We start from the raw sequence: 18,196 nt of genomic DNA on the forward strand, positions 1-18,196 counted from the left end.
TGAGACTCAGATCAGGATATGCGGCGCTGTCTGTATCGGTATGCTTTGACTGCTGCGATCAGGCCGACACAAAACAGGGCCACTGCGGCGCTGGTCAGCACCTCGGATAAAGCCGGTTGCCCGAAGTGAAACAATGCGCTGATGGCCGGTATGCTCAGCGCAAGTAGCAAGATGGCTGATGCCGTAGCGACCACCCACCACAATGCCGGATTTGGCAAACGCAGACTGTGGACGATGTCTGACGACACACTGCGATGAATAAAAATCAAACCGATATTTCCTATCACCATAGCCGTGAACGCCAGAGCGCGGGCTTCTCCGGTATTTGGGTAATGCTGCAACGCATACCCGTAGATACCAAGCACCGTCAGTAGCAACGCGGTGCCATGTAACAGGCCGGTGCGCAGTACAGCTGCATCAAAAATACTGGCGTTGACGGAACGCGGTGGTCTGCGCATGACATCGGGCTCTTCTGATTCGGCTTCGAATACCAGTGAACAGGTCGGGTCAATAATCAGTTGCAACACCATAATATGCACGGGCATCAGCACCAGCGGCCAGCCTGCAAGTACCGGAATCAGCGACATACCGATCACCGGAATATGGACTGCAATAATGAAACGTATGGTTTTGCGTAAATTATCGAAGATGCGCCGACCTGAGCGTATGGTCGCAACAATCGCTGTGAAGTCGTCATCGAGTAATACCAGTGCTGCCGATTCGCGTGCCACATCGGTGCCGCGCTTGCCCATTGCGATACCGATATGAGCGGCCTTTAATGCAGGCGCATCATTGACGCCGTCACCGGTCATCGCGACGATCTCGCCATTCTTTTTCAGCACGTTGACCAGTCTTAATTTTTGCTCCGGCGATACGCGGCAAAAGATACTCGTTGTCTTGATACGTTGGCTGAGTTCCGCATCGTCAATCGCATTTAATTCGGCGCCGGTCATGATGCCGGAGGACGTCGCAAAGCCGCATTGTTGAGCGATGTTTTGCGCGGTGGCGGGATAGTCGCCGGTAATCATGATGACTCTGATGCCGGCAGTCTGACAATCTTGTATCGCCGCGGGTACGCCAGCCCGGATCGGGTCGGCGAGCGCGATCAGGCCGATGAACTCAAACTCGAAATCATGCTGGATAGGTGGTAGTTTTTTATCTGTATTTTCAGTTGCAGACAGTGATACCGGGCTGAATTGCGCTTTGGCGACCCCGAGTACACGTAAGCCTTGTTTCGCCAGCAAATCAACTTCCTTGTGTAATGCGTCTATCTGTTCAACGCTGAGATGACAAAGATCAGCAATGGCTTCCGGCGCGCCTTTGCTGGCGATCACAAAATGGGCCTGATCTGCTGATTGCCATACGCGTGACATCGCCAGTAATTCTTTAGAGAGCGGATATTCATCGACCAGCATCCAGCTATCGTGCAGATGTTCGGTTTGCCCCAACATTGATTTTCCGAATTCCTGAATCGCCACTTCCATAGGATCAAACGGCGAGCGATGACTGGCCAGAATCGCGTATTCCAGTACCTCGTGAAATTCTTCGTCCAACACCTGCAGCTCAGCATCGGGCACGGTACAGCAATAGTGGCGGCCTTGCGCAAACAGGCGCGCGACGGCCATTTTATTTTGTGTCAGCGTGCCGGTTTTATCCACGCACAGCACCGTTGTTTCACCGAGCATTTCAATTGCCGGTACGCGTCGGGTCAGCACCCTTTGTCGCGCGATTCTCCAGGCGCCGAGTCCCAGAAAAAGAGCCAGCACGACGGGTAATTCTTCCGGAATCAACGCCATTGCAAATGTGATGCCAACCAGAATACCGTTTAGCCAGTCGTGGCGGCTGAAGCCATAGAAAATCGTCAGCAGCAGCGCCACCATCAGGCTGGCGAAGGCGATCATTTTAACGACCTTGTCCATCTCGGTCTGCACGCGCGTTGGTTCCTGTTGGACGCTGGCCAGCGCCTGGCCGATTTTTCCTATTACTGTGCGGCTGCCGGTTGCCATCACGCGCGCAATGCCTTTGCCTTGCACCACCAGTGATCCGGAAAATACGAACGGCATGTGTTCGCCGCCAGCTTGCCCCATCGCTAGTGGAGCCGGATTTGTCAGCGCTTTCTCAACAGCTAATGATTCTCCCGTCAGCAAGGATTCGTCCACGCTCATATTCATGCACGACATTAATATGGCATCAGCAGTGACGCGGTCGCCTTCAGATAAAACCAGCAAATCGCCGCAAACGACTTCCCGGCTGGCGATGTTTTGCTGCGTACCGTCGCGTATCACGATGGCTCGTGGGCTGGATAAATCACGCAGTGCTTCGAGCGCACGTTCGGTTTTATGTTCTTGAAACAGACTGATGCTGACGATGATCAGGATAAAAAATACCAGTACGACAGCGCCGTGTGTATCGCCAAGAATCAGATAGACACCACCACAGGCAAACAGCAACAACAGCATGGGCTCACTGATAACTTTCCATATCATGCTGGCGATGTTGCGTGGTCTGGCGGAGGGCAATTCATTGGCGCCCTCTGCAGCCAGGCGGGTGGCTGCTTCTGTAGCGCTGAGACCGTTCATTGCGTTCACTTCGGATACCATGTACTGAACCTTTTCACGTGAGCTGGCAGGTGAGGCGTGTGCAAAAAACACGTGCTCATAGTAGCAAACAAACCCGTCAGATAAGCTTGTGCAATAGCAAGTCCGGTGACTGGTTTGTCATGGCTTGCAAACTACGGTCGCAGTATGAAGCGTCGCTGCGGACTGAGGTCTCGTCCTTATTTCCCGAAATATCGTAGAAAAAAATTTCTAGACAAAAATTTCTAGAACATTTATTCTGCATTCATTCCTGATTTCGAGGTTATTCATGAACTCTGTTCCTAAATCTGCATCGTCCACATCCGCCATCCCCAAGCCCACCGCCTCGGAGCTGAATTTGCTTAAGATACTGTGGCAGCAGGGCCCGATGAATGCCAAGCAGGTACATGAGGCTGCCCATGCGGAACGTCCTGATCTTGCCTATGCAACGGTATTGCGCCATTTGCAAATCATGCATGGGAAGGGCATTTTGACCCGCGATGAAAGCCAGCGATCGCATGTCTATGCACCGTCCCAAGAACAAGACTCACTGCAAACTAATCTGCTCAAGGATCTGATACAGAAAGTCTTTGCCGGCTCTGGCAAGGCGCTGGTACTGGCAGCCCTGCGTGGTCATGTCAGTGCCGCAGAGCGCAACGAGATAGAGCAAATTCTGCAGGAAGAAAAAAAATCATGATATCCGCAGACATCATGACGCGCAGCATGAGTGAGGTGTTGGGCTGGCCTTTACTCAATTTCGTCTGGCAGGGCGCTTTGATCGCCAGCATCAGCGCTATCTTGTTTGCGCTATGCCGCAATGCCCGCCCGCATTTACGTTATCTGATTGCCTGTGTCGCTATGTTGCTGTGCTTGTTATGGCCAGTTCTGAGCATAGTCCAGCAATGGCAGGCACCTCAGACGGTCAGTCTGGAGGCGGCATTACAGATGGCAACAAACACGGCCGTCGCTCTGGATCTGGTGTGGGTGAAAGAAAGTGCTTTTGTTGCTGGAATCGGCGCCTGCCTGCCCTTAATTGTCAGTGTCTGGAGTCTCGGCGTCGCGATCATGATGCTGCGTCTTGGACTGGGTTTGCTATGGGTACACAAGTTGGGAACGCAGCATGCCAAGGGCAGCTTAGCTGATGCGTCAATGACATGGCAGTGTCACGCCGATCGACTGGCGAACAAATTTGGTATCCAACGTCAGGTAAGGCTGCAATTTCGTCAGCAATTATTCAGCCCGATTACTTACGGTTGTTTTAAGCCGGTGATACTCATGCCTGCGTCGCTGCTGAGCGGTATGTCTTACGACATGATAGAAGCCTTGCTGGCGCACGAGCTTGGCCATATCAAACGCTGGGATTACGCCGTCAATTTATTGCAAAATCTGGTCCTGTCTTTGCTGTTCTACCATCCTGCTGTCTGGTGGTTGTCGCGGCGTATCAATGCAGAAAGAGAATTGATTGCCGATGATCTTGCAATCAGTGTCGTTGGTCACGCCCGTCCTTTGGCATGTGCATTGCAAGCGCTGGATAAACTCGAGTCTGGTGTGCTTTATCGCCCCGGGCTCGCAGCGAATGGTGGTGATCTGCTGTCACGTATCAGACACCTGATACGCCCTGACGCGCAACCATGGCACTGGAAAATGGCTAGCCCCGTGTTGGGGATTGGAATGGCATTACTGCTGTTGATGCAGATGCCGATAATGGCAACGGCGGACGCGACTATGCCAGAACATCCTGCCATGCCGACCGCAATCGATGGCGATGCCAACACGGCCAACACTGCTAACAACGCTGCACCTCGCAGGACTGTATATGTCCGCACACAGTCTGAACACGTGCTTGTGATGGAGGAGAAAACCGGGCAGATACTGATGGACAAAGATGCGGACACCGTCGTACCTATCGCCTCTTTATCCAAACTGATGACGGCCATGCTGATCATCGACGCAGGCTTGGACAGACAGGAAAAAATCACGATTACAAAAGATGATGCAGCAGTCTGGAATACCCGTCAGATTATGCTGAAGCCCGGTCAGGTACTGACGCGGCAAAGTTTGCTGGAACTGGCGCTGACCGCCTCCAGCAATATCGCCGCCAAGGCGCTGGCCAGAACTTATCCCGGTGGTGAGCCCGCATTTACCGATGCGCTACAAAAGAAAATAAGTCAGCTCAAACTACAGCAAACACAATTAGTCGAAGCGACCGGCATTTCAACCCAGAATCGTTCCAGTGCTAAAGACATTGCCAGACTGGTGATGGCCGCTGCTGCATATCCAGAGTTAAGCCGTCTGAGTAGCCGTAGTGAAGGTGCTGTTTTCATCGACGGTACGCTGCAAAAATACCAGAGTAGCAATGCACTGACGGCCAACCAGAATTGGAACATCAGTCTGTCTAAAACTGGTTATTCCAAAGCGGCTGGTCGCTGTCTCGCCATGCGCATGAATATCGGAGGCAAGCCCGTCATCATGGTATTGCTGAATGCCAGAAACCTTGATGCGCGCGATAGCGACGTAATGCATATTCGGGCTGCCATGCAAGCAACGACAAGCAGCTAAATAGCTTCAGCCAGTCGGTACCGCTGGCAAGCACGATTCCCCCATACCTGACATATTGCGCCGGAGAGGTGCAAGGACAGGTCGCGTCCACACACAACAAAAGAAAGACACAGCATGCGATTTGCACGTGACATTTTGAGCAGTAGCTTACCCCGACTAAAGGTGTTGGCCGTCGCTGTGATCAGCCTGTTTGCCAGTAAAGCTACGTTCGCACAAGAGACGAGCCAGCAAGTCGACATCACAGGCAAAACAACGGCGGTGCGCGAGCGTCAGGACGACATCGGTATGCGTGGCATTTATGGTCGTGATGAAATAGAAAAATACGGCGATACCAATCTTAGCGAAGTGCTGAAACGTTTGCCCGGCATCAGCGTCAGCGAAGGGGTGGGAAAAGCACCTGAAATACGCATGCGCGGCTTAGGCAATGGTTATACCCAGATACTCCTCAATGGTCAGGCGACACCAGGTGGCTTTTCCATCGATAACATTGCCCCCGATTTGATAGAAAAAATCGAGGTTATGCGTGTTGCTAGTGCGGATATCAGTGCCCAAAGTATTGCCGGCGTCATTAACATTGTCCTCAAGAAAAAGAGTCGAAATCAGGTGAGCGAATTTAAGACCAATGCCAGCCTGCAAGCAAACAGGTTGTCTGGTAACGTGTCCTGGAGCCTCGGGGCGCAGGCTCCGGAAGGATGGGGGGACATTTCTTACGTCTTGGCTGGAAATGCTGAAAGTAATACCAATGATATCAACATCAGCCTCGCAGAAAACGTTGCGACTTATCAGCCAGCGAATGGACAATGGCAAACACAAATCCGCAGGCAACTACAACAGTCGCAGCAAAACCGTAAAGATGTCTTGAATTTATCTCCCCGCATTCAATGGAAAATCGATGCAGAAAACAGCCTGAACTGGCAAGGCAACATGAATGTCAGCAGACTGGAGCAGGCAAAGCATGAGCAAGACGATAGTGATACAACAGACTTCCCGATGAACAATAGTATCTGGGCGGCGCATGTGCTGACATCGCGCAACGATCTCAGTTGGGAACGTCGTCTCGATGATAGCGCCAAACTCAGCATTAACTTTGGATGGAACAGGCTGGAACGTGACGCGAAATTCAAGTTCTGGGGCAAAGATAATCAGGCGAATTTGCAGGAAATGCGCTACGTCAACGGTGCTGCACTGGAAAATGAATATCGCCTGTCAGGTAAATATCTTGCACCGTATTCGGCTAAGCATGTTGTCAGTCTGGGCTGGGAAGTCAGCCATGTGTTGCGTAATGAAAATCGCTTTGAACGCGATGTACGAGTCAGCGATAGCAGCGTGATCAGCGATGCGCATATCTACCAGGCACGCATCAATAAATTCGCCGCTTTTCTACAGGATGAATGGAGTATCAATAAAGCCTGGTCGGCATATCTGGGCTTGCGTTGGGAACGCATCACCAGCGGCAGTAAAGAGCTGGCCGCAGCTGACGGATTTGATTTCAATAATGTTGCGACCATGGCCAGTCCTATATTGCAAATGGTATGGAAGCAAACAGAACAGACGCAGTGGCGGCTTGCCATGAACCGCAGCTTTAAATTACCCAGCGTTGCCAATCTGGTGCCGCGCCGTTTTCGCGTGGATAACAACAATACGCCGCTTAATGCAGACTTTCAGGGTAACCCACAACTGCGCCCTGAACGTGCGTGGGGTCTTGAGCTGGCGTATGAACATTATTTGGGTAGCACCAGCCTGATCAGTGCAAATCTGTACCGGCGTCAGATTGATGACATCATCATGGAGCAGCTGAGTCAGAGCGGCGGCAGCTGGCTGAATGTGTTGAGTAATCATGGCCGTGCCAACGTGATGGGTCTGGAAGTCGAGGTGAAAACAAAGTTGACAGAATTATCCGGCGATTTCCCGGACATGGAATTGCGCGCAACGCTTAACCGCAATTGGTCAAGGCTGGACAATGTTCCCGGTCCCGATAATCACTTATCGCAACAAGTGCCTTTGCTGATCAGTGCAGGGGCAGATTATCAACTGCTGCCTCGTTTGCGTGTCGGTGGGGACTATCATTTTCAGGCCAGCAATACGACACGCGAATCAGAATATATGCGGGTTCATCGCAACCCAAAACGCCACCTTGATCTCTATCTGGCATGGAAGCAAAACCCTAAGAGTCAGCTAAGAATGTCTGTCAGCAATATTCTGCAACAAGACAGCGTCGATAGTGATACTTACGCCACGCCGACCGCGCGCTGGAGCGACAATAGTCGTCAGCAATCAGCGCGCACGTGGCGTCTGGTGTGGGAGCTTAAGTTGTGAACTAATCCGACAAACCCGGGAGCCCGGGATTGATCAGAGCTTCTTCACCAGCACACAGCCAATCGAATAGCCAGCGCCAAAAGAGCAGATCACGCCGACGCTACCGGTGGTCAGATCATCCTGATATTTATGGAACGCGATAATCGAACCGGCAGAGGATGTATTGGCGTAAGTGTCGAGTATCGTTGGTGATTCTTCCGGAGTTGCGTCGCGCCCCAGTATCATGCGGGAAATCAGCAAATTCATATTCAAATTTGCCTGATGCAGCCAGAAGCGTTTGACGTCCTGCAGGGGGACACCGGTTGATTCTATGGTGGAAGTGATTGTTGCCGCCGCCATCGGGCACACATCTTTGAAAACTTTGCGACCTTGCTGACGGAACAGTTTGTCTGCCTTGCCGATACCAGATTCGTCGGCACGGTTCAGGAAACCGAAATTGTTACGGATGTTATTGGAGAACTGAGTTTTCAGTTTCAGACCCAGGATTTCAAACTGGTGTTTTGATGTTGCCAGATCAGCGCGTTCTAACAGAATGGCAGTACAGCCATCGCCAAAAATAAAGTGGCTGTCGCGGTCACGCCAGTTCAAATGGCCACTGGTGATTTCCGGGCTGACGACCAGCACCGCACGGGCTTGTCCGCTTTGAATCGCACTGACTGCGGCCTGGATGCCAAACGTGGCAGAAGAGCAGGCGACGTTCATGTCAAAGCCATAACCATCAATGCCCAGCGCATTCTGAATTTCGACTGCCATCGCCGGATATGCCCGTTGCATATTTGATGCGGCGCAGATGACAGCATCCACGTCTGCTGCAGTGCGACCAGCGCGCTCCAGCGCTTGCTGGCAGGCCGCCATCGCGATTTCGCACATGACTGAAGGTTCGTCATCACTGCGCTCAGGAATGCTTGGCACCATGCGGTTAACATCCAGAATGCCATCTTTGTTGATGACGTAGCGCGATTTGATGCCAGATGCTTTTTCTATGAACGCGACCGAAGATTCTTCGAGTGCTGTGACTTCACCGGCGGCAATGGCGGCGGCGTTTTCCTGATTGAATTTCTGTACGTAAGCATTAAAACAAACGATCAGTTCTTCGTTGGAAATGGATTCAGAAGGAGTGTAAAGGCCGGTGCCGCTGATGACTACTTTGTTCATCGTTTTCTTTCTTATGCTGGGTGCCGTGTTTCCGCTACGGAATATTGTGCCGGACGCATGGTGTGCGCTACATCGGTGACGATAATCTGAATGTGAGGGATAGCGGCGCCCTAATGTTGGTCATGTGAATGCGTTGTGAGCGCGACGTTGTCGTCCAATTTTACACAAAACTTCGTCAAATTTATCTGATTAGCGATAGAAATAGAGTTTTTATGCTAGCCAGTAGTGCAAAAAAGGAATGAGGAACAAGCATTTAATTGTAGCGGGAGGGATGTGCAGTCAACACGGAGGAGAGGATGAAGCATAGAGTGTACGGTGCTTCATCCAGTCACAAAATCAGGCGCTCAGCTGATTTTTATGGTGCAGTAAATGGTCTTCGATAAAGCTGCTGATGAAGTAGTACCCGTGGTCATAGTTGGCATGCCGACGCAAAGTCAGCGGCTGCCCTGCTTTTGCACAGGCTGTTTCAAATAAATGCGGGTATAACTGGCCGGCCAGAAACTGATCTGCCTCGCCCTGGTCGATCAGTATGCCTTGTGGAAAAGGTGGCTTCGTTTGTTGTGCCATCAGCAGGCTGGCGTCATGCTTTGCCCAGGCGGCATGGTCGTTACCGAGATAGCCCTGAAACGCTTTTTGTCCCCATGCACATTCGGTCGGCGCGGCGATCGGTGCAAAAGCCGACAGGCTTTTGTAGATGCCGGGATGGCGCAAGGCCAGTGTCAGTGCGCCGTGCCCACCCATGGAATGCCCCATGATGCCGATCCGTTCTTTATCGACAGGTATCAACTCATTCAGCAGCGCACGTAGCTCGTGGACGATGTAGCTTTCCATGCGGTAGTGCGCATTCCACGGTGCTTCGGTGGCATCCAGATAAAAGCCCGCGCCGACGCCGAAATCCCAGGCATCACTGTCACCTGGAATATTCGCACCACGCGGACTGGTATCCGGCGTGATCAGTATCAGTCCTTCACGCGCCGCGACGCGTTGTGCACCGGCTTTGATCATGAAGGTTTCTTCGGTGCAGGTCAGACCCGCCAGAAAGAATATCGCCGGACATGCAGCGCCTGTTAGTGCCTGCGGCGGCAGGAAAACGGAAAAGCGCATCGGCAGTCCGATTTCTGTGGATGCATGGCTGTAAAACTGCTGCAGCCCGCCAAAACACGCATGCTGGCTCAGCAGTTCCACACCTTCAGGCAGCGCCTTCATCGTGACGTCCGTCATCATCAGTACAGCACAACAGAACGGATAGATTCGCCGCTCTTCATCAGATCAAAACCTTCGTTGATCCTTTCCAGTGGCAGGCGATGAGTAATCAGATCGTCGATATTCAGCTTGCCTTCCATGTACCAGTCAACGATTTTCGGCACGTCGGTACGACCACGCGCACCGCCGAAGGCAGAGCCTTTCCATTCACGGCCAGTCACCAGTTGGAAAGGACGGGTGCTGATTTCTGCACCGGCTTCTGCCACGCCGATGATGAACGATTGTCCCCAGCCTTTGTGGCAGCATTCAAGCGCCTGGCGCATCACTTTGGTATTGCCTATACATTCAAATGAGTAGTCGACACCGCCATCTGTCAGTTGAGTGATGTGATCCACCACGTTTTCAACTTCATTCGGATTTACAAAGTGCGTCATGCCGAATTTGCGAGCCATTTCCTGACGTTTTGGGTTGATATCGACACCAATGATTTTGTCTGCACCAACCATTTTGGCTGCCTGAATCACGTTCAGACCAATGCCGCCCAGACCGAAAACGGCCACATTCGCACCGGCTTCCACTTTGGCGCTGAATACGACAGCACCGACACCGGTAGTCACGCCGCAGCCGATGTAGCAGATCTTGTCGAAAGGCGCGTCTTCGCGGACTTTCGCAACGGCGATTTCCGGCACAACGATGTAGTTAGAGAATGTCGAAGTACCCATATAGTGGAACAGCGGTTTGCCATCCAGCGAAAAACGTGATGTGGCATCTGGCATCAGGCCGCGACCCTGAGTCGAGCGTATCGCCTGACAAAGATTAGTTTTGCGTGACAGACAGAATTTGCATTGGCGGCATTCTGGTGTGTACAAAGGAATCACGTGATCGCCTTTGCGCACGCTGGTAACGCCCGGGCCGGTATCAACGATGATACCGGCACCTTCATGGCCCAGAATAGCTGGAAACAGACCTTCAGGATCAGCGCCGGACAGCGTGTAGTAATCCGTGTGACAGATACCGGTGGCCTTCACTTCAATCAACACTTCACCCGCGCGTGGCCCTTGCAGATCGACTTCTTCGATGGTCAATGGTGCTCCGGCTTTCCAGGCAATGGCGGCTTTGGTTTTCATGTTAATCCTTTAAAGAGGGAACGCCGGGAGTGGCGCACTTCAGATGTGATGCCGCAGATTGTCGTGGATAGCACGCGTGCTTGCATCGCTTATTGCGTAGTGTGGCGCAAAACGTCTGAAGAATGGCTGAATCTGACGGCATTCCCGTTCGCGATTATGATGTCGTTGTTAAGTTAACCGGATGTGTTTGATGAAATCAGAAAAGCACCACTTGCCGAGAGCTGTGGATATTGTGATTTACCCCGGTTTTAAATCACTGGAAGCCATCGGTCCTATGTCCGTTTTTGAATATGCGAATATTCATTTACAGCGCCAGGGCAAGCCTGCGGCATATGACGTAAAAATTGCCGCTACACAGATCGGTCTGGTGCGTTCCGATACGCTGATGTGTCTGGAGGCGACAAAGGCGCTCAGTACGCTGGCATTGCCTGACGATGCGATTATCGTCGGGTCCCGTCACATCAATGCCGCGTTGACCGACAATCCGATAATCATCGATTGGGTGTCGGCGGTCGCACCCAAAATCAACCGGCTGGCGGCCTTGTGTTCTGGCGCATTTTTTCTGGCACAGGCAGGATTGCTGGATCGCAAACATGCAACCACGCATTGGAGTGTTGCCGCGCAATTACAGCAGGATTTCCCAGCGGTTCAGGTCGATGCCGATGCGATTTTTATCCGCAGCGGCAATCTCTGGACGTCAGCAGGCGTGACCGCCGGGATTGATCTGGCGCTGGCATTTGTTGAAGCCGATTGCGGTCATGCGCTGGCGCTGGAAGTCGCGAGTGATATGGTCGTGTATCTGAAGCGGCCGGGTGGACAATCGCAGTTCAGTACGCATTTATTGAGTCAGAAAACAGCGCAATCGAATATCCGCGATGTGCAGCAGTGGGTCATGGCAAATCTGCATCAGCGTTTGCCGGTGGCGCAATTGGCGAAGATGGCCGGGATGAGTCTGCGCAATTTCAGTCGCCTGTTTCATCAGGAAGTCGGTGTCAGCACTCTGGAATTTATTGAAGCGGCACGCGTCGAATTTGCCTGTCAGTTATTGGCAGACAATGCGGAAAAAAATGCACCCGTCAAAGCCATTGCAGCGCGTTGCGGTTTTTCCAGCGATGATCATCTGCGCCGTGTTTTTCAAAAACGTTTGCGCTGCTCGCCGACCGATTATCGTGCCCAATTGCGTGCGACGAAGTGATCACATCGCCATGTAACGACCGGGGCGGTGATTCAGGCTGATTGCCAGATTCAGCGCAAAAGCGCCGAGTATCGAAGCAGCCAATGCAAGTGGCGTGACGACGGCGAGTGACGCCAGCACAATCACGAAGTCCAGCCCCATTTGTATTTTTCCGGCGCGGATACCGCGTGTCTGTTGCAGGTACAGCGCCAGAATATTAATTCCGCCAAGGCTGGCCTGATGGCGGAACAGGACGATAAATCCAACACCCATCAGTAAGCCACCGATCAGAGCAACATAAAACGGTGTCAGCATATTCACGTCGACCAGATGTAGCAGTTTCGGATGCAACCCGGAAAATAAAGACACCAAGGCGACGGAGCAAAAAGTCTTGAGTGTAAAACGCCAGCCCATACGTTTCCAGGCGAGCCAGTAAAACGGCAGATTCACCAGAAAAAAGACAGTGCCGAACGACAAGCCTGTGCGGTAATGAATCAGGAACGCCAGACCCGCCGTACCTCCGGTTAGTAATCCGGCTTGATTGAAGAGCGCGATCCCTAGCGAGACAAATAGCGTGCCGGTCAGAATCGCCAGCACGTCTTCCAGCAAACTGTGCGGAATAAAGCGTTTGGATGGTGTGGGCTGCGTTGACATGATGGGAAGCGTCGGAACCGGAAAGGACGCTTATTGTACCTGTTGATTCGGCGCGCGCAGCAGCTTCACGATGCTTGGAAACTGCTGCGAACCAGATACTTGAGTTGCATCAATAACAGACCCAGAAGAGGCGCCTTAATGTTGCTGATCGCGTTGTTCTGATGCTTGATTTTCCGCATGTGGTTCTTTGCCGGGAAAGAAAAAATCCCTGCCACCGGAACGGAACCTGCGCCACAACAAATGCACCAGCGTACTGCCGCGACCAAAACTGACCCGGCGTGAGCGCAGCGCAACCAGCATCGCCAGACTGAAACTGACGCCAAGATTAACGACACCGATCAACAAGATGCCGAGTAATGAATACAGCGCCAGTTGCCAGCTGATCTGGTGATCCAGACCGACTAATGCAAAAGCAAAATTGGCACTGGAAAAAGTGATGTGGCGGATATCAACCGGTAGCCCGAAGAAAACGCCTAACTGACCGATGGTGCCGAGCATGATGCCGAAGAAAAAATTCCCCGCCAGTGCACCCAGATTGTCGCCGATATAATCGGTAACGCGGTGCAGACGTTCTTCGCCCAGTATTTTTCTTGGCCAGGCGAGTTGTCGTAAGCGTGCTGGAATATGTCCGTAGCTGGCTTTGTTATCGTAGTAGCCTGAAATTAATCCCGATAAAAATAAGCAGACACCGGCAATCGCGGCATGTGGCAGTGCGAGGCTGCTGACAGGATCAAGATCGTGCAGCAGATGTTCAGCTTTTTCCGGTGTGACCAAATGGCTGCCGGTCACCCACAGCCAGACCCACGCAATCACGTAGGCGGTTGGTATCGCCAAGCCGACATTGCCTATGATGGCGATGAACTGTGAGCGGAATACGCGTACGATCAGTTCGACCAGCTCATCCAGTTTCTGCTTACCTTCGTCAATTGCACGGGCAATCAGCGCGGCAGTCATCGCCGGTTGTTTGGTCGCAATCGTAAAATGTAGCACGTGCACCAACATGAATCCTGTTGAATAATTCAGGCTGAAGAGAACCGCATATCCAAACGGGGCAAGCGCTAATTTACTGAACAGAATTTTTATTGTCGCCATGAAGCCGACGATAAAGCCCGCACCGAGCGCCGAGCGCAGCATCGCCATCCATTCACTGCGATTATTGGTCACATAATGTTCACCGCTTTTCCCAGCGCGTTCTGTCACTTGCAGCGATAGTAATTCGGTATTTGTCTGCATCAGGTCGGTCAGGCTGTGACGTTTGTTGTCGGCACTGACGAGTTCTTTGAATAAGCGTATGCCGATTGCAGACACTTCGTGCGCGTCTGTGCTATCGAGTAAATCCAGCAGGCTGCGCAACCGATGCATGCTTTGCGTCAGGCGCAACAGCAAGCGGGTCAGACTGACAGAAACCCCGCTGACAGCGGCGGTCTTGCGTATCCGGTTGACGATGTCATCACACTGCGACAGCAAGACTTCGATATGTTTATTGTCTTCACGCGCTGTTGTGCAGTCGTGTAACCACGTGCGATAGCTGATCACGTAATTATTGATTTCATCATTTTGCCGGAGAAACGGGGACTCGAATCGTTCGATTTCAGGATAATTACGTACAAGCTCTGCTTCGAGTCCGATATTGGTGATCCGGTATGACAATACCTGTACGGCGCTCAGAATTTCGTTGGTCAACGCCGCATGCGCCTGCCGTGCTTTTGAGGTACGAAAGCCGATACTGTCGAGCAGATCTTGCCAGGTACTTTCATCCAGCTGATTCACCCAGACGTGATCGGAAGGGTGATCAAAGATTTGTCCGAAAATGTCTTTCACATAATCGTTGTTGACTAAGGGCGGCAGAAATTTATTGATCAATCTTTGCCAGGCGGCACCCCAGAAGCCGTTGTTTAAAGTGATGCCGGTGTCCGTCAGTAAATGGACCAGAGTGCGGGTGCTGATAACTTGCAGCATATATTCGCGCAGCGCCTTGCGCCATGCCGGATGCTGGCGTAACACAAAGCACAGCGCGCGTATGTTATCGGTGGCTCTTTGCTTGTCGGTCGCGTGCCGCGGCCGTATTTGTGCCACCAGACGGCGCAGAGGACTGATGTCGTTATATGCCGGTGTTAATGCAAGGCTGGACTTTATTTCTGCCAGAATCAGATCAAAAGACATGTGATTCTCCTTAATATTTTTGCTGACAACTTGTAGCGTACTTTGCACGATTTGTCATGTTGCCGGGTTCATCTCTTGCTATTCACGATGAACGCCAGACTATGGAGGAGGAAGATGCCGGTGCCGGCGGCCGGTTCAATACTTGAATGAACCGGCTTTACCTGTGAGGTGTGAAAGGATTGACCGGGAAAAACCAGGAAAAGTTCCAATTTTTGTGTGACCCACAGGCATTTGTATGCAAATGTATGCAAATTAGTCTAAAGTAATGCCGTGTTCGTAACTAAGGTTTCGTGTTGGATAATTTATTGTTAGTGATAGCTGCGCTGTTACTGGTGTTGTTAAACGGTTTTTTTGTGGCAGCCGAATTTGGACTGGTGAAGTTGCGCCAGACCCGTATTCGCAGTATTGCCAAATCTTCGGGCTTGCGTGGCAAATTATTAGTCACGGTACATCAGCATCTCGATACTTATCTCTCTGCTTGCCAGCTTGGTATTACGCTCGCCTCACTCGGGCTGGGCTGGATAGGCGAACCTGCGTTTGCAAATTTATTGCAACCTTTGTTCCACATTCTGGGGGTAACGTCGGCTGAAATTATTCACGGGGTTTCCTTCTTTTTTGCTTTCTTCGTTATTTCTTTCCTGCATATTGTGGTGGGTGAACTGGCACCGAAATCAATGGCAATCCGTATGCCAGAAAAAGTATCTTTGTGGACGGCTCCCGCTTTATATGCGTTCTACTGGCTGATGTATCCGGTGATCTGGGTGCTCAACAGCAGCGCGAATCTGGTACTGAAATGGGTGGGACTGGATGTCGCGCATGGTAGTGATAGTCATTATTCACCGGAAGAGCTGAAGCTGATTTTGCGCGGTAGTCACGGCGGCAGCAAAGAAATCCGCGATGAATGGAGCATCATGGCGCAGGTGCTCGATTTCGGCGGTCTGGAAATTTCTGATCTGATGCGCCCGATCAATGAAGTGGTGGCGATGTACAAAAGCGCCAGCCTCGAAGAAAACATGGAGACGGCAGCACGCAACCGTTTTAGCCGCTATCCGTATTTTGATGAAGATGAAAAAACGGTGCTGGGCATGTTGCATCTGAAAGATTTATTTCTGGCGCAGCAATCTGGCAAACCGCTGGATGATCTGAGTAAACATTTGCGTCAGGTAGAATTTGTGCCGCCGAATATGCCAGCGCTGGAGCTGTTTCGTCGCTTTCGCAAAGGAGCACCCCATTTCGCGATCGTCGGACACAAAGGCAGTAAGCCGGTTGGTTTCTTAACATTGGATAACTTGCTGGGTGCGCTGGTCGGTCAGATTCGCGACGAATTCCGGCAGAATGAAAATGACTGGACATTGCTGGATGATGGCACGCTGATAGGCAAAGGCAGCTTGCCCTTGTACACGCTGGGCATGGCGTTGCGCTTTGATCTTGACAGCGATGAAGTCGAATCGATCGGTGGTTTGATTATGCAAAAATTAGGTGATTTGCCGGTCGAAGGGCAGAAAGTGGAATTCGACCGTTTTGACGCCGTGGTCAAAAAGATGAATGGCCCACGGATTGTTCTGGTCAGGATTTACCCCAAAAAAGAGCTTGCCGTATCGTGATACAAGTCGCATCAGCAGTCTCCGACATGCTGATGCGAAGTCGGATACAGTAATAAATTCAGTCGCCGAGACAGATATTCAGGTCACGCGCGGTCTGCACAATATCACCATTGAGTGGCACACTTTTCATCCGTCCTGCCACTTCTTCCAGTGCGACATAATTCACGTCCGGATAGGCCAGTGCCACCATGATGCCGGAATGTCCTTCATCTAATGCCCGGACTGCGGCAGCACCAAAGCGCATCGCAGAAACGCGGTCGAATGCACTCGGACTGCCACCGCGTAACAGATGACCGAGCACGACGGCGCGGGCTTCTTTCCCGGTTTTTCTCTGTAATTCTTGCGCCAGATTTTCGCCTATACCACCCAGTCTTTCCACATAACCGGCTCCGCCTTTTTCATGTAGCACGCGTTCGCCACCCAACGGGTTCGCGCCTTCGGCCACGATCACGATGGAATAGTGATGACCGGCGCGGTCTCTGGCGCTCAGGTGAGCCGTCAGTTTTTCAATATCGTAAGGAATTTCCGGGATCAGGATCGCGTGTGCATTTGCCGAAATACCTGTGTGTAATGCGATCCAGCCGGCATAGCGTCCCATAACTTCTACTACCATAATCCGTTGATGGCTACCGGCAGTGCTATGCAGCCTGTCTGTACATTCGGTCGCAAAGGCGACGGCGGTGTCAAAGCCAAACGTAGTAAAGGTTTTATCGAGATCGTTATCAATGGTTTTCGGAATACCGACGACGCGCATTCCTTGCTGATGCAACACATTGGCAATCGTTAATGTACCGTCACCACCGATGCAGACTAAGGCATCAATCTCCATTGCCTTCAGCGCCGCGTGTATTTCTCCGCTGCGATCGGTTTCCGTCACGCTGCCATCGGGCATGGTCGTTGCGAACTTAAGAGGATTCCCATGATTGGTGGTTCCCAGTATTGTTCCGCCAAGATGACCGATGTGATCGACCTGAGCCATCGTCAGTCTGGTAATGCCATCCACCGGATAGCGATCGGGTCGTAATATGCCATTGAAACCTTCGCGGATACCGAAACATTCCCAGCCGCGTTTTTCAGCGGCAAAAACGACAGAACGTATGACCGCGTTTAAACCCGGGGCATCACCACCGCCCGTGCTGATGGCAATACGTCGTATTGGATGTAACATGAATTTCCTCAGTGAGATCAATAAAGCGGATCAGATTGTGCTCAGATCACTATTTGCCTCTGATTGATCCCAGCAAAGCGGCTTGCGCATCAAGTTGTCGGGCCACATTGCCGCAGACCAGATCACATAAGTCATAAACGGATTGATCAGCGATCTGGTAGAACACCGTTGTGCCACGACTCTGACGTTCAACCAGCCCGTGTTTTGCCAGCGTCGATAAATGGCGTGAGGCATTCGCCTGAGAGCATTGGCAGCGTTCCGCCAGTTCACCAACATTCAGTTCGCCATCGCGCAGACAATTCAGAATGCGCAAACGCGTTGGCTCTGCCAACGCTGAGAAATACTGCGCGACTTGCGTCAACGCTTGATCTGACAAGCCTTCCATCACAGTAGCTAGCTCCGCTTCTAAAGCGTCAATCATACCATTTCAATGCGTGATGCAGGCGCCCTGCAAGAGTAGCGAATGCCGGTCCGACTATAGATCAGCACGAAAGCAC

Annotated in this window: 13 protein-coding genes; 5 read left to right on the forward strand and 8 right to left on the reverse strand. The window is 51.8% G+C overall.

Annotated elements, in window-relative coordinates:
- Window positions 1-11: 11 nt before the first annotated feature.
- Entirely contained in the window at window positions 12-2,579 is a 2,568-nt protein-coding gene (locus KDM87_RS02240) for a cation-translocating P-type ATPase (protein ID WP_230407544.1), read from the reverse strand.
- A 286-nt stretch (window positions 2,580-2,865) separates the two neighbouring features.
- On the opposite strand from KDM87_RS02240, the gene KDM87_RS02245 reads away from it, so the two are divergent.
- From KDM87_RS02245 to KDM87_RS02255, 3 genes are all read left to right on the forward strand, one after another.
- Window positions 2,866-3,273, forward strand: a complete 408-nt coding sequence (locus KDM87_RS02245) for a BlaI/MecI/CopY family transcriptional regulator (RefSeq protein ID WP_212677581.1) — start codon at window positions 2,866-2,868, stop codon at window positions 3,271-3,273.
- Window positions 3,270-5,135, forward strand: a complete 1,866-nt coding sequence (locus KDM87_RS02250; RefSeq protein WP_212677582.1) for a M56 family metallopeptidase — start codon at window positions 3,270-3,272, stop codon at window positions 5,133-5,135. Before KDM87_RS02245 ends, KDM87_RS02250 begins: the two co-directional genes overlap by 4 nt.
- A 114-nt stretch (window positions 5,136-5,249) precedes the next feature.
- Window positions 5,250-7,451, forward strand: coding sequence for a TonB-dependent receptor plug domain-containing protein (locus tag KDM87_RS02255; protein ID WP_212677583.1), 2,202 nt, complete (start codon window positions 5,250-5,252; stop codon window positions 7,449-7,451).
- A 33-nt stretch (window positions 7,452-7,484) separates the two neighbouring features.
- On the opposite strand, the gene KDM87_RS02260 is transcribed toward KDM87_RS02255, so the two are convergent.
- From KDM87_RS02260 to KDM87_RS02270, 3 genes are all read right to left on the reverse strand, one after another.
- Complete coding sequence (locus tag KDM87_RS02260) at window positions 7,485-8,606, reverse strand: beta-ketoacyl-ACP synthase III (RefSeq protein ID WP_212677584.1); 1,122 nt, start codon at window positions 8,604-8,606, stop codon at window positions 7,485-7,487.
- A gap of 336 nt (window positions 8,607-8,942) precedes the next feature.
- Window positions 8,943-9,827, reverse strand: a complete 885-nt coding sequence (fghA, locus tag KDM87_RS02265; protein WP_230407580.1) for an S-formylglutathione hydrolase — start codon at window positions 9,825-9,827, stop codon at window positions 8,943-8,945.
- Window positions 9,828-9,829: 2 nt separating this feature from the next.
- Window positions 9,830-10,936 (reverse strand): S-(hydroxymethyl)glutathione dehydrogenase/class III alcohol dehydrogenase, encoded by a 1,107-nt coding sequence (locus tag KDM87_RS02270; protein ID WP_212677585.1) that lies wholly within the window; start codon window positions 10,934-10,936, stop codon window positions 9,830-9,832.
- Between the two features lie 190 nt (window positions 10,937-11,126).
- Between KDM87_RS02270 and KDM87_RS02275 the strand changes: the two genes are divergently transcribed.
- Entirely contained in the window at window positions 11,127-12,131 is a 1,005-nt protein-coding gene (locus tag KDM87_RS02275) for a GlxA family transcriptional regulator (protein ID WP_212677586.1), read from the forward strand.
- Here the strand turns inward: KDM87_RS02275 and KDM87_RS02280 are convergent, their stop codons facing one another.
- Window positions 12,132-12,764, reverse strand: a complete 633-nt coding sequence (locus tag KDM87_RS02280; protein ID WP_212677587.1) for a YitT family protein — start codon at window positions 12,762-12,764, stop codon at window positions 12,132-12,134.
- A 135-nt stretch (window positions 12,765-12,899) separates the two neighbouring features.
- Window positions 12,900-14,927, reverse strand: coding sequence for a site-specific recombinase (locus tag KDM87_RS02285; RefSeq protein WP_212677588.1), 2,028 nt, complete (start codon window positions 14,925-14,927; stop codon window positions 12,900-12,902).
- 293 nt (window positions 14,928-15,220) lie between these two features.
- Here KDM87_RS02285 and KDM87_RS02290 point away from each other — a divergent pair, with 293 nt between their 5' ends.
- Window positions 15,221-16,531 carry a hemolysin family protein gene (locus KDM87_RS02290; protein WP_212677928.1) on the forward strand — a complete coding sequence of 437 codons (1,311 nt, stop codon included), beginning with the start codon at window positions 15,221-15,223 and terminating at the stop codon, window positions 16,529-16,531.
- 58 nt (window positions 16,532-16,589) lie between these two features.
- On the opposite strand, the gene KDM87_RS02295 is transcribed toward KDM87_RS02290, so the two are convergent.
- Both KDM87_RS02295 and KDM87_RS02300 read right to left on the reverse strand, forming a co-directional pair.
- Window positions 16,590-17,699, reverse strand: coding sequence for a 6-phosphofructokinase (locus KDM87_RS02295; RefSeq protein ID WP_212677589.1), 1,110 nt, complete (start codon window positions 17,697-17,699; stop codon window positions 16,590-16,592).
- Between the two features lie 49 nt (window positions 17,700-17,748).
- Entirely contained in the window at window positions 17,749-18,084 is a 336-nt protein-coding gene (locus tag KDM87_RS02300) for an ArsR/SmtB family transcription factor (RefSeq protein ID WP_186886138.1), read from the reverse strand.
- Window positions 18,085-18,196 lie beyond the last annotated feature (112 nt).

Source organism: Cognatundibacterium rivi (genome assembly GCF_018139565.1).
Classification (GTDB): Bacteria; Pseudomonadota; Gammaproteobacteria; order Burkholderiales; family Burkholderiaceae_D; genus Undibacterium; species Undibacterium rivi.

Coding starts and splice junctions, on each gene's coding strand:
- KDM87_RS02245 (WP_212677581.1), top strand. CDS start 2,866: ATGAACTCTGTTCCTAAATCTGCATCGTCCACATCCGCCATCCCCAAG.
- KDM87_RS02285 (WP_212677588.1), bottom strand. CDS start 14,927: ATGTCTTTTGATCTGATTCTGGCAGAAATAAAGTCCAGCCTTGCATTA.
- fghA (WP_230407580.1), bottom strand. CDS start 9,827: ATGACGGACGTCACGATGAAGGCGCTGCCTGAAGGTGTGGAACTGCTG.
- KDM87_RS02295 (WP_212677589.1), bottom strand. CDS start 17,699: ATGTTACATCCAATACGACGTATTGCCATCAGCACGGGCGGTGGTGAT.
- KDM87_RS02275 (WP_212677586.1), top strand. CDS start 11,127: ATGAAATCAGAAAAGCACCACTTGCCGAGAGCTGTGGATATTGTGATT.
- KDM87_RS02270 (WP_212677585.1), bottom strand. CDS start 10,936: ATGAAAACCAAAGCCGCCATTGCCTGGAAAGCCGGAGCACCATTGACC.
- KDM87_RS02255 (WP_212677583.1), top strand. CDS start 5,250: ATGCGATTTGCACGTGACATTTTGAGCAGTAGCTTACCCCGACTAAAG.
- KDM87_RS02240 (WP_230407544.1), bottom strand. CDS start 2,579: ATGAACGGTCTCAGCGCTACAGAAGCAGCCACCCGCCTGGCTGCAGAG.
- KDM87_RS02260 (WP_212677584.1), bottom strand. CDS start 8,606: ATGAACAAAGTAGTCATCAGCGGCACCGGCCTTTACACTCCTTCTGAA.
- KDM87_RS02280 (WP_212677587.1), bottom strand. CDS start 12,764: ATGTCAACGCAGCCCACACCATCCAAACGCTTTATTCCGCACAGTTTG.
- KDM87_RS02250 (WP_212677582.1), top strand. CDS start 3,270: ATGATATCCGCAGACATCATGACGCGCAGCATGAGTGAGGTGTTGGGC.
- KDM87_RS02300 (WP_186886138.1), bottom strand. CDS start 18,084: ATGGAAGGCTTGTCAGATCAAGCGTTGACGCAAGTCGCGCAGTATTTC.